Annotated in this window: 8 protein-coding genes; all 8 read left to right on the top strand. The window is 38.5% G+C overall.

All coding sequences use genetic code 11. The features are described from left to right. Window positions 1-54: 54 nt before the first annotated feature. The 8 genes from ampD (at window position 55) to AC27H3_RS02945 (ending at window position 11,490) form a co-directional block, all read left to right on the top strand. Window positions 55-636, top strand: coding sequence for a 1,6-anhydro-N-acetylmuramyl-L-alanine amidase AmpD (gene ampD / locus AC27H3_RS02980; RefSeq protein ID WP_487103597.1), 582 nt, complete (start codon window positions 55-57; stop codon window positions 634-636). A gap of 229 nt (window positions 637-865) precedes the next feature. Beyond that, window positions 866-1,762, top strand: coding sequence for a beta-lactamase regulator AmpE (gene ampE, locus AC27H3_RS02975; RefSeq protein WP_487103596.1), 897 nt, complete (start codon window positions 866-868; stop codon window positions 1,760-1,762). 576 nt (window positions 1,763-2,338) lie between these two features. After that, window positions 2,339-3,106 (top strand): pyruvate dehydrogenase complex transcriptional repressor PdhR, encoded by a 768-nt coding sequence (gene pdhR, locus AC27H3_RS02970; protein ID WP_101685900.1) that lies wholly within the window; start codon window positions 2,339-2,341, stop codon window positions 3,104-3,106. A gap of 152 nt (window positions 3,107-3,258) precedes the next feature. Continuing rightward, entirely contained in the window at window positions 3,259-5,934 is a 2,676-nt protein-coding gene (gene aceE / locus AC27H3_RS02965; protein WP_487103594.1) for a pyruvate dehydrogenase (acetyl-transferring), homodimeric type, read from the top strand. Between the two features lie 25 nt (window positions 5,935-5,959). Then, window positions 5,960-7,921 (top strand): pyruvate dehydrogenase complex dihydrolipoyllysine-residue acetyltransferase, encoded by a 1,962-nt coding sequence (gene aceF / locus AC27H3_RS02960; protein WP_487103592.1) that lies wholly within the window; start codon window positions 5,960-5,962, stop codon window positions 7,919-7,921. 262 nt (window positions 7,922-8,183) lie between these two features. After that, window positions 8,184-9,620, top strand: a complete 1,437-nt coding sequence (lpdA, locus tag AC27H3_RS02955) for a dihydrolipoyl dehydrogenase (RefSeq protein ID WP_085301173.1) — start codon at window positions 8,184-8,186, stop codon at window positions 9,618-9,620. A 259-nt stretch (window positions 9,621-9,879) separates the two neighbouring features. After that, window positions 9,880-10,065 (top strand): DUF2065 domain-containing protein, encoded by a 186-nt coding sequence (locus AC27H3_RS02950; protein WP_085301174.1) that lies wholly within the window; start codon window positions 9,880-9,882, stop codon window positions 10,063-10,065. A gap of 126 nt (window positions 10,066-10,191) precedes the next feature. Then, entirely contained in the window at window positions 10,192-11,490 is a 1,299-nt protein-coding gene (locus AC27H3_RS02945; RefSeq protein ID WP_085301175.1) for an adenylosuccinate synthase, read from the top strand. The last annotated feature ends 554 nt before the right edge of the window (window positions 11,491-12,044 follow it).

Below are 12,044 nucleotides of genomic sequence, written 5' to 3'. Positions count from 1 at the left end.
GATGATAACTTTACTATGTAATAGTGCTTTGATAAACAAGGTGTGAAGTATTGTATGTCATTTCTGCAAAATAATGAGCAAAGTAGCCCTGAACTGCGCATTAAGGCGGGTTGGTTAAATAGTGCTGAAATTCAGCGTTCTAGTCATTTTGAGCCTCGAGCTAAAAATGAAGCTATAAACCTGTTGGTTGTGCATAATATTTCCCTACCTCCGGGGCAATTTGGTGGTGATCACATTACCCACTTTTTTCTCGGCAAGTTAGACCCCAGTATTGATCCCTATTTTGAGGGGATATGTAACATTCGTGTTTCTGCGCACTGCCTAATTAAACGTGATGGACATATTGTTCAATATGTTTCGTTCAATGATAAAGCATGGCATGCAGGTGTTTCAGTTTACCAAGGTCGAGAAAAATGTAATGACTTTTCTATTGGTATTGAGCTAGAAGGTACAGACGATATTCCTTATACTAAAGCACAATATCAACAACTCAGTAATTTAAGCCAATGTTTGATTACTACGTATCCGGCACTAAAAAATAATATTGTTGGACATAGCGACATAGCACCAGGTAGAAAAACAGATCCCGGTGAAGCCTTTGATTGGCAACATTTTCAAACGTTACTAGATAGATAAAAAAAACAGCTATCAGTAAAAGATAAAGCTATAAGCTGTCAGCTGTCAGCTGTCAGTAAAAGATGAAAAATTAGTAAATAAGCTTTAAGTTTTGAGCTATCGAAAAGAAATATTAGTGAGACAAATGATATTAGAGCGTTGGCAATAACTGATAACTTAAAACTGACAGCTTACAGCTAAATTCTTACAGCTTCACTACAATAACTTTAATACATATGGATAATTACAAATGAGCTTAATTAGTTTATTAATTGCTTTAGCTGCCGAACGTTACTTATCTTCAAGTGCGTGGCAGTTTTCTACTTTATATCAGCGATATATGGCGCTAATTAAGCGCACAAAGTTACTTGCTGATTTTAAAAACTCTACAGTGCAAAGTTATGCGGTTATTTTTATTCCAGTGATCGCTTGTTATTTTTTACTTGAGCAAATTGATAACGCCTTGCTCTATCTAATAGCTTCAACACTCATATTAATTGTTTGTTTTGGTTGTATGAAAACCCGTGACGCTTATAAAAGTTATTTAGTTTCAGCGCTTAAAGGCGAGTTAACCAGTTGTGAGCTGCAGCAGCTGCAATTACAGCAAGATAAAAACATTGCCAGTATGGGCTTTGGTCAAACAATGGTTTGGTTAAATTATCGTTACTTTATCGCCGTTATGTTGTTTTTTGTATTATTTGGTCCGGCAGGCGCACTTTTTTATCGCTTACTTACCACGGTAAATGAATGTGCAAATGATCAAGAAACTAGTGAAGTTAATAAAGCAGATGAAAGCGTTGAAACTAACGAAAATGCGCTAGATAACAAAAGCAGACAAGAAGTTTGCCAAAATAATCAGCAGTTATTGTTTTGGGTAGATTGGCTGCCAGTAAGGTTAGTTGCTTTTGGTTATATGTTTGTTGGTCATTTTTCTAAGGCTATGCCGGTTTGGCTTGAAAACTTATTTGAATTTGAAAAGCCACCAAGCAAAGTCTTAATAGCTGTTGCGCAAATGTCTGAAGACTTTATGGTAGATGCCGGTGACTGCACCGCTGAGCCTTGCTTATTGGTTAAATTAGCCAAGCGTACCTTATTATTATTTTTAGTGATTATTGCTGTGCTTATATTAACAGGCATACTCTCGTAAGACCTGCTTATGTTTTTGGCTGATAGTTTTTGTATCAGCCAAAACTACTACCTACACCTATTCGTTTATACTTCCTAATTCAAAATACCTAGATTTATTTTAACCTGAACGCTAGATAATGAGTGCTTATCCAGCGTTCAGTTTTTTTTAATCATTAGATCATTCAGCGGCTATTGTTAGTGTTGGGTATGCTATCTCATGGTGTTATCCCAATCGAAATAAATAATCGTTCATTTTAAGGCGGTTTACATCGTCAATAACTTATTACATTTGGTATTAATGCAAAAGCGCCGCAATAAAAATTATTCATAAAGAATCTGAAAAATCAGTGTGTATATTTACTCATTGATTTCGTTATTTTTATTTTATTAGTTTTGCAGTTTATACCTACAGTTAGTGGCTTTTTTGATTGTTGATATATTATCCACTGTATTTACAACAGCGACTGTATTTGATACATTACATCTCAAACAATCTAATGGTAAGACCAATTTACCATATGATTTCGAAATTGAGCTAATGAATTTAGATACGTTTTATCTGAATAATTAAGGGTTATGAATGTCGATTCCGACTATTGAAAAACCGGTTAAGCAAGCAAAGCTGTCAGATATAATTCTGGCGCAGCTTGAGACAATGATCCTTGAAGGTAGCTTAAAACCGGGCCAAAAATTACCAGCCGAGCGCGAACTAGCAAAACAGTTTGACGTTTCTCGACCATCATTGCGCGAAGCCATTCAAAAGTTAGAAGCTAAAAGTTTAGTTACCCGTCGCCAAGGTGGCGGTACCTTTGTCAGCGAGAAAGTGCTGAGCGGGTTCTCTGATCCATTATTTGCCCTAATGGCAAACAATAAAGAATCGCAATTTGATTTATTAGAATTTCGTCATGGCATTGAAGGCATGTCAGCTTATTATGCGGCTATGCGAGGCACTCAAGCAGACTTTGATGAAATTCAACGCAAACATGACAATATAGGTACAGCGCAACTTGAAGATAGTTATCGCCTTGAAGCTGAAGCTGTGTTTGAGTTTTACATTGCAATATGTGGTGCAAGTCATAATGCGGTTATTTTACATTTAGCTACCAGTATGGCGCCATTGTTGATTGATAACATTGAGAAAAATTTAACAACCTTAGCTAAGCGACCTGACGTGTTTAGCAGAATATCTGACTACCGTACGCGTTTAATGAGTGCGATTGTTAGTGGTAAACCCCAAGCGGCTTGGGGAGCTAGCCATCGACATTTAGCGTTTATTGAAGAAGTGCTATTAAAAATGTCGCAGGAAAATAGCCGCATGGAGCGGTCAATAAGAAGAATGAAAAGAGCAAGAATGGATACTTAATTGAAGATGAAAGTGGCTCAATATGCCCTGTAATCATTTAAAAAGTATTTAAGAGATAAGAAACAATACGAATTAAGGTTATCTGCTTAAAATCAGCTATCTTTAAACAACTAAATTTACTTAACAAATAACAATATGGAGACTAAGTAATTATGTCTGAGCTCCCAAATCAAGATATTGATTCAATGGAAACCCAAGAATGGTTGGAATCAATGGAGTCTGTGTTAGAAAATGAAGGCCCTGAACGCGCTCATTTTTTACTTGAAAAGTTAATCGATAGAGCCCGTCGTAGTGGTACACATTTACCGTTTGACGCCAAAACTGCTTATGTAAATACTATTCCTCCAGGGTTAGAGCCGCATATGCCAGCTGACCAAACAATTGAAGCGCGTGTTCGTGCTGCTATTCGTTGGAATGCTTTAGTATTGGTTTTACGCGCTTCTAAAAAAGATTTAGAACTTGGTGGTCACATTGGTAGTTTTGCCTCTTCTGCTATGTTGTACGATGTAGGTTTTAACCACTTCTTTAGAGCGGCGTCTGATAAAGACGGCGGCGATTTTATTTTCGCTCAAGGTCATATTTCTCCTGGTATTTATTCACGTGCATTCTTAGAAGGGCGTTTAACTGAAGACCAAATGAATAACTTCCGCCAAGAATGTGATGGTAAAGGTTTGTCTTCGTACCCTCATCCGCATTTAATGCCAGACTTTTGGCAGTTCCCAACGGTTTCAATGGGTTTAGGTCCATTACAAGCTATTTACACTGCCCGTTTCCTTAAGTACTTAACTGATCGTGGTATTAAAGACTGCTCTGAGCAACGTGTTTACTGTTTCTTAGGTGATGGTGAAACTGATGAGCCAGAATCATTAGGTGCTATTGGTTTAGCAACACGTGAAGGTTTAGATAACTTAACATTTGTTATTAACTGTAATTTACAGCGTTTAGATGGTCCTGTTCGTGGTAACGGTAAAATTATTCAAGAACTTGAAGGTACATTCCGTGGCGCAGGCTGGGAAGTCGTTAAAGTTATTTGGGGTTCTTACTGGGATGCACTTATTGCCCGTGACACCTCAGGTAAATTATTGCAACTAATGAGCGAAACTGTTGATGGTGAATACCAGAACTGTAAAGCTAAAGGTGGCAAGTATACGCGCGAAAACTTCTTCAATAAGTACCCTGAAACAGCGGCACTAGTGGCTAATATGTCAGATGAAGATATTTATCGCTTAAACCGTGGTGGCCATGATCCTGTTAAAGTTTACGCGGCATACAAACGTGCAATGGAAACAAAAGGTCGTCCAACCGTTATTTTAGCGAAAACCGTTAAAGGTTTTGGTTTAGGTGCATCAGGTGAAGCATTAAATATTGCACATAACGTTAAGAAAATGGACGTTGATTCACTTAAGCATTACCGTGACCGTTTTAACATTCCGGTAAGTGATAATGATATTGCTGACCTTCCTTTCTTCAAATTCCCAGAAGATAGCGAAGAATACAAATACATGAAAGCGCGTCGTGAAGCCTTAGGTGGTTCATTACCAGCACGTCGTGTACAAGCTGAAGAGTCGCTTGATATTCCAGCATTAAAAATATTTGAACCTATTTTGAAAGGCTCAGGTGAGCGTGAAGTATCATCAACAATGACTTTTGTTCGTGTACTTAATAGCTTATTAAAAGACAAGAAAATCGGTAAGCGTATTGTGCCAATTATTCCTGATGAAGCACGTACTTTTGGTATGGAAGGTTTATTCCGCCAAGTAGGTATTTATGCTAGCGAAGGGCAAAAATACGTACCACAAGATGCTGACCAAGTTGCTTATTACCGTGAAGACAAAAAAGGCCAGGTACTACAAGAAGGTATTAACGAATTAGGTGCTATGGCGTCTTGGGTTGCTTCTGGTACGTCTTACTCAACGTGTAATGCCACGACAATTCCATTCTACATTTACTATTCAATGTTTGGTTTCCAACGTGTTGGTGATTTAGCATGGGCTGCTGGCGATAGCCAAGCGCGTGGTTTCTTATTAGGTGCAACAGCCGGTAGAACAACACTAAATGGTGAAGGTTTACAGCATCAAGATGGTCATTCACATGTACAAGCAGGTTTAATTCCTAACTGTGTTACTTATGATCCAACTTACGGTTATGAAATTGCAGTTATCGTACGTGAAGGTTTACGTCGCATGTATGAAGAAAATGAAAATATATTCTTCTACTTAACGTTAATGAATGAAAACTATCAACACCCGGCTATACCAGAAAACAAAACAATTGAAGATGAAATCATTAAAGGTATTTACCAACTTGAGCGCGTTGAAGCTAAAAAAGCGAAAGCGAATGTTCAATTAATGGGGTCAGGTACAATTTTACAAAAAGTACGTGAAGCAGCACAAATATTGTCAGCTGATTACGGTATTTCAAGTGATGTATATTCTGTTACTTCATTCAACGAATTGGCACGCGAAGGCCAAGAAGTAACACGTTGGAACATGCTACACCCTGAAAGCAAGCAAAAAACTGCTTATATTTCTAAGGTAATTACAGCTGATAATGGCCCAGCAATTGCGGCAACAGATTATGTTAAAAACTATTCTGACCAAGTACGTGCATACATTGATACTGAGTATCGTGTATTAGGTACTGACGGTTTTGGTCGCAGTGATAGTCGCGATAATTTACGTCAACATTTCGAAGTAGACCAAAACTACATTGTTGTAGCTGCTCTTTTTGAATTGGCAAATCGTGGTGATATTAAACGTACTGTCGTAAGTGAAGCAATTAAACGCTTTAACATTAATGCTGACAAACTTAATCCGCTTTACGCGTAATTAAGTCGAGATAAGGAATTAAGAAATGTCTGATATTGAAAAAATTCTAGTCCCAGATGTCGGTGGCGATGAAGTAGAAGTTATCGAAATATGCTTTGCAGTTGGTGATAGTTTAGAAGCCGACGAAGGTATTATTACTGTTGAAACAGATAAAGCCTCAATGGATATTCCTGCACCATTTGCAGGTGAGCTTGTGGCGCTTTCTGTGAAAGTTGGTGACAAAATTAAAGAAGGCGATGTTATTGCTGAAATGAAAGGTGCTGCAACAAGCAGTGCCGATGAAGCACCAAAAGAAGCAGAGCCAGAGCAAAAAGCTGAACCAAAAGCTGAACAAGCTGAAGCGCCTGCTGAAGAAAAAGCACCGGCAGCTGCAACAAGTAGTGAAGTTATCGAAATTGCGGTACCTGATATTGGTGAAGATGGCGAAGTTGACGTAATTGAAGTGCTAGTGGCTGTTGGCGATGTAATCGAAGCTGAAGATGGCTTGATTACACTAGAAACTGATAAAGCCACTATGGACGTGCCTTCACCGCACGCCGGAACGGTAAAAGAAGTTTTCATTAGTACCGGTGATAAAGTTAAGCAAGGCTCAATTGTTATTAAGCTTGAAACTTCATCAGGTGCGCCTGCTGAAACAAGCTCAACGGCAGAAGCTCCAGCAGAAACACCAGCACCTGCTGCTAGCAGTGAAGTTATCGATATTGCTGTTCCAGATATTGGTGAAGACGGTGAAGTTGATGTCATCGACGTACTCGTTGCTGTTGGTGATGTTATTGAAGCGGAAGACGGTTTAATTACTTTAGAAACCGATAAAGCAACAATGGATGTACCTTCGTCACATGCTGGCACGGTAAAAGAAGTGTTGATCAGCACGGGTGATAAAGTTAAACAGGGCTCTATTGTTATTAAGCTTGAAACTTCGTCGGGCGCACCTGCACAAGAAGCTCAAGCAGCTTCTGCTCCAGCGGCCAAAACAGCCACGGTTGCAACGCCAGCACCTTCTGCTAAAAAAGCAGCGCCTGTACCGCATCACCCACAAATGGGCTTAACTAATGCGAGTGCTATTTACACATCACCTTCTATTCGTCGGTTGGCGCGTGAGTTTGGTGTTGATTTAACTTTAGTTAAAGGTTCTGGACGTAAAGGCCGTATTTTAAAAGAAGATGTTCAGTCATATGTTAAATATGAATTGTCGCGTCCGAAAGCTAATGCAGGAAGTTCAGTAGCGTCAGGTGAAGGTGGTTTACAAGTTGTTAGTGCTAAGCAAATTGATTTTTCTAAGTTTGGTGAAATTGAAACCAAAGCATTAACCCGTATTCAGAAGATTTCTGGACCATTTTTACATCGTAACTGGGTAACTATTCCACATGTTACGCAGTTTGATGAAGCGGATATCACGAATGTTGAAGCCTTTCGCAAAGAGCAAAATGTTATTTGTGAAAAGCAAAAGCTTGGCTTTAAAATTACCCCTCTTGTGTTTATTTTAAAAGCCGCAGCAGATGCCTTGCGCACCTTCCCTGTGTTTAACTCTAGCTTGAGTGAAGACGGTGAAAGCTTAATTCTTAAAAAGTACATTCACATTGGTGTTGCTGTTGATACACCTAATGGTTTAGTTGTGCCGGTAGTACGTGATGTTGATCAAAAAGGTATTCACCAGTTATCACGCGAATTACTTGAGATCAGTGTTAAAGCACGCGATGGCAAGCTAAAAGCAAGTGATATGCAAGGCGGCTGTTTTACTATTTCAAGCCTTGGTGGTATTGGCGGTACGGCATTTACGCCGATTGTTAATGCACCTGAAGTAGCTATTTTAGGTGTTTCTAAATCAGAAATGAAACCTAAGTGGAATGGTAAAGACTTTGAGCCTAAGCTAATGTTGCCATTATCTATGTCTTACGACCATCGTGTAATTGACGGTGCGCTAGCGGCACGCTTTACTGTGCACCTAGCAGGCGTTATGAGTGATATAAGAAAATTAATTTTATAGTGCTGCTATACAGCATTTAAAATTAGGCATTGATATGAAACAATAAGTTGGCAGAATGAAATAACCGTTGAATTATTTCATTTTTGCCAACGTTTCATTAATAATTGCGGATTAAAGATAGCGATCCTTGTACGCTTTAAGTAAAATTGCGGCAAGTAAATATCGAAAGTGCTAAAAATATTAATTGTTTACACCTTTAATAAACGTTTGGCAAATACAAGCTGGCATAACCAGCACTTAACACATTAATTTTGAGGTTAGCATGAGCAACGAGATTAAAACTCAAGTAGTCGTTTTAGGGTCAGGCCCTGGTGGTTATTCAGCAGCATTTCGCGCAGCAGATTTAGGCTTAGATGTTGTATTAGTAGAAAAATACGACAGTTTAGGTGGTGTATGTTTAAACGTAGGTTGTATTCCTTCAAAAGCATTACTTCATATTGCTAAAGTAATTGATGATGCTAAAGATATGGCAGCACACGGTGTTACTTTTGGCCAACCTGAGATTGATTTAGAAAAAATTCGTCAATGGAAAGACAAAGACGTAGTAGGTAAGCTTACGCAAGGTGTTGGCGGTATGGCCAAAATGCGTAAAGTTAAAACGGTAACAGGCTACGGTAAATTTACTTCAGACAAAACAATTGAAGTAGAAGGCAAAGACGGCAACACAACAATTACTTTTGAGAATGCTATTATTTCATGTGGCTCTTCTGTTGTTGACTTACCATTTATTCCTAATGATGACCCACGTGTTATTGATTCAACTGGCGCACTAGAACTTAAAGATGTTCCTGCAGAAATGCTAGTTTTAGGTGGCGGTATCATAGGTTTAGAAATGGGCACAGTATATAGCTCATTAGGCTCTAAAGTTTCAGTTGTAGAATTTGCTGACCAACTAGTGCCAGCTGCTGATGCAGATATTGTTAAAATTTATACAAAATACAATAAGCCACGTTTCGAATCAGTAATGTTGTCAACTAAAGTTGTTGCTGTAGATGCGAAAGACGATGGTTTATACGTAACTTTCGAAGGCAAAAATGCGCCTGAAGGCCAAGTACGTTACGACAAAATTTTAGTTGCTGTAGGGCGTAAGCCAAACGGTCACTTAGTTGCTGCTGATAAAGCTGGCGTAAATGTTGATGAGCGTGGTTTCATCAATGTTTCAAAAGAAATGCGCACTAACGTGCCTCATATTTTTGCTATTGGTGATGTTGTTGGCCAACCTATGCTTGCGCATAAAGCAGTACATGAAGCACATTGTGCAGCTGAAGTTATTTCAGGCAAGAAACACGAATTTGACCCACGTTGCATTCCTTCTATTGCTTATACTGATCCTGAAATGGCATGGGTTGGTGTTACTGAGCGTGAAGCAAAAGATCAAGGTTTAAACATAGAAGTTTCTAACTTCCCATGGTCGGCTTCAGGTCGTGCGATTGCTTCAGCACGTACTGAAGGTAAAACTAAGCTTATTTTTGAAAAAGAATCTGGCCGAATTTTAGGCGGTGCCATTGTTGGTATTAATGCCGGTGAATTATTAGGTGAAGTTTGTTTAGCTATTGAAATGGGCGCAGATGCTGAAGATATCGGTTTAACGATTCATGCTCACCCAACACTAAATGAATCAATTGGTTTAGCAGCAGAAATCTTTGAAGGTTCAATCACTGATTTACCTAATGTAAAAGCAGTTAAAAAGAAAAAGTAATGAGTTAAGCTAACGCTTACACCTTGCTTTATTTCTCTCTAAAAGCCAGCTGAATTAGCTGGCTTTTTTGTCATTAAAAAATAATATCAAATGTAATAAGTTATTAACCAATTTTAAGCGAGGATAAATTGTTCAATAATAAGGCGTTTGATTGAGTATTAGCAGGCTATTAGGATTGAAAACAACGCAGTTATTGACGATTTAAACTGTCTAAAAATGATCGATTATTTATTTTAATTGGTATAATAGAGGATAAACCATGTTTTCTACATTATTACTGGCTATTGCAATTGCCTTGATAATTGAGGGCTTAATTCCCGCACTTTTCCCAAATAAATGGCGTGCATATGTTCTAAAATTAGCCAATGAACCTGTTAGTGCCATTCGCCAAGTAGGCATTTTTTTAGTCATTATCGGTCTTGTAATGTTTTGGATGGTAAATTAATTACTTTGCTAACCCTTCACTATTACAGGCTTTTTTTTTATCGCGCTAAAAATCAACAATTATTGCTTGGACTCAATATTGATATTTGATAGAATCCCCGCCTAATTTTCTTACCAATATGTGAACATGGGTAAAAACGTCGTAGTTCTGGGCACCCAATGGGGTGACGAAGGTAAAGGTAAAGTCGTAGACTTACTTACTGATAAAGCAAAATATGTAGTGCGCTATCAAGGTGGCCACAATGCGGGTCATACACTAGTCATTAACGGTGAAAAAACCGTTCTACATCTTATTCCATCAGGCGTATTACGTGATAACGTAAAATGTTTAATCGGAAACGGTGTTGTTCTTTGTCCAAAAGCACTTATGACAGAAATGGCAATGTTAGAAGAACGTGGCGTACCTGTACGTGAACGTCTTTTAATAAGCGATGCATGTCCGTTAATTCTTCCTTACCACAATGCTTTAGATGCAGCGCGTGAAAAAGCACGTGGTAGCAAAGCTATTGGTACTACAGGCCGTGGTATTGGGCCAGCTTATGAAGACAAAGCTGCTCGCCGTGGTTTACGTGTTGGTGATTTATTTTGTGCAGACTCTTTTGCTGCAAAATTAAAAGAAATTATGGAATACCATAACTTTGTTTTAACAAATTACTACAAAGCTGAGCCAGTGAGTTACGAAGAAGTACTTAGTGATGCAATGGCCGTTGCTGAAGTGATAAAAGGCATGGTTGCCGATATTTCAGAAATGCTAGACCAAGCGCGTAAAGCGGGTGACGCTATCATGTTTGAAGGCGCGCAAGGCACATTACTTGATATCGACCACGGTACTTATCCATACGTAACATCGTCTAATACAACTGTTGGTGGCGTAGCTACTGGTAGTGGTTTTGGTCCGCTTTACTTAGATTACGTACTTGGTATTACAAAAGCATACACAACACGTGTTGGCTCTGGTCCATTCCCTACGGAATTAGACGACGAAGTAGGTCATCACTTAGGTACCGTAGGCCATGAATTTGGCGCTACAACTGGCCGTGAACGTCGTTGTGGTTGGTTTGACGCCGTAGCAATGCATCGTTCAGTACAAGTAAATAGCATTAGTGGCTTTTGTTTAACTAAGTTAGACGTTCTAGACGGCTTAGAAACATTAAAAATATGTACAGGCTATAAAACCGCTGAAGGCGATATTATTACTGTACCGCCAACTGCTGCTGAGGGTTACGAGAAAATTACCCCAGTATATGAAGAAATGCCAGGTTGGAGTGAAACAACAGTAGGCGCTACTTCTGTAGATGCTTTACCCGCTAATGCAATTGCTTATATTAAGCGAATTGAAGAAATTACGGGTGTTCCTGTTGATATTATTTCAACTGGTCCAGATCGCGTTGAAACTATGATTTTAGTTAACCCGTTTGACGAGTAATTAATATCTAACGTTACAAGCTTAAAAAAAACCACCTTCTAGGTGGTTTTTTTATGTGTAGGATTTAACTATTTCATGCAAACATCTCTGTGAGTATCTTAGAAAGTTAGTGCCTATTTTCTTCATTAACCATTAACAGCTACCACAACAAAGGTTAAGCAATAACCCGTCATAGAAAGCCTTCAATATACTCTGCAAATATCAATGGAGCTATATTCGTATTGGTTAATGTTTCAACTGATATATAATTACAATGTAACAGGTTAACCAGTGATAATGTGTGATAAGATCGGCGCGCGTCACAACTGTGTAAACTCTTAAAGTACGCTGTGGCTAAATTCTGTTAATCGTCATGAAATAATACAAGCACACTTATATTTATAAGTAATACAACTGACACAAACTCTTAGTTTACTTTTAAATGCATTATGAATTGATAGTGAGCTCTAATTGCTTTTTTTCTATAAATAGTGGGCGTAATATCTTGACTATTCAGCTCAATTATATGAAAAACGTTTATATTAAAGCTATATTTATTATAGCTTGTAGCTAAT

It is taken from the genome of Colwellia sp. NW0002-52-1 (assembly GCF_057550865.1).
The sequence above is the reverse complement of the archived record's forward strand: the minus strand, read 5'-3'. Positions and strand labels throughout refer to the sequence as shown.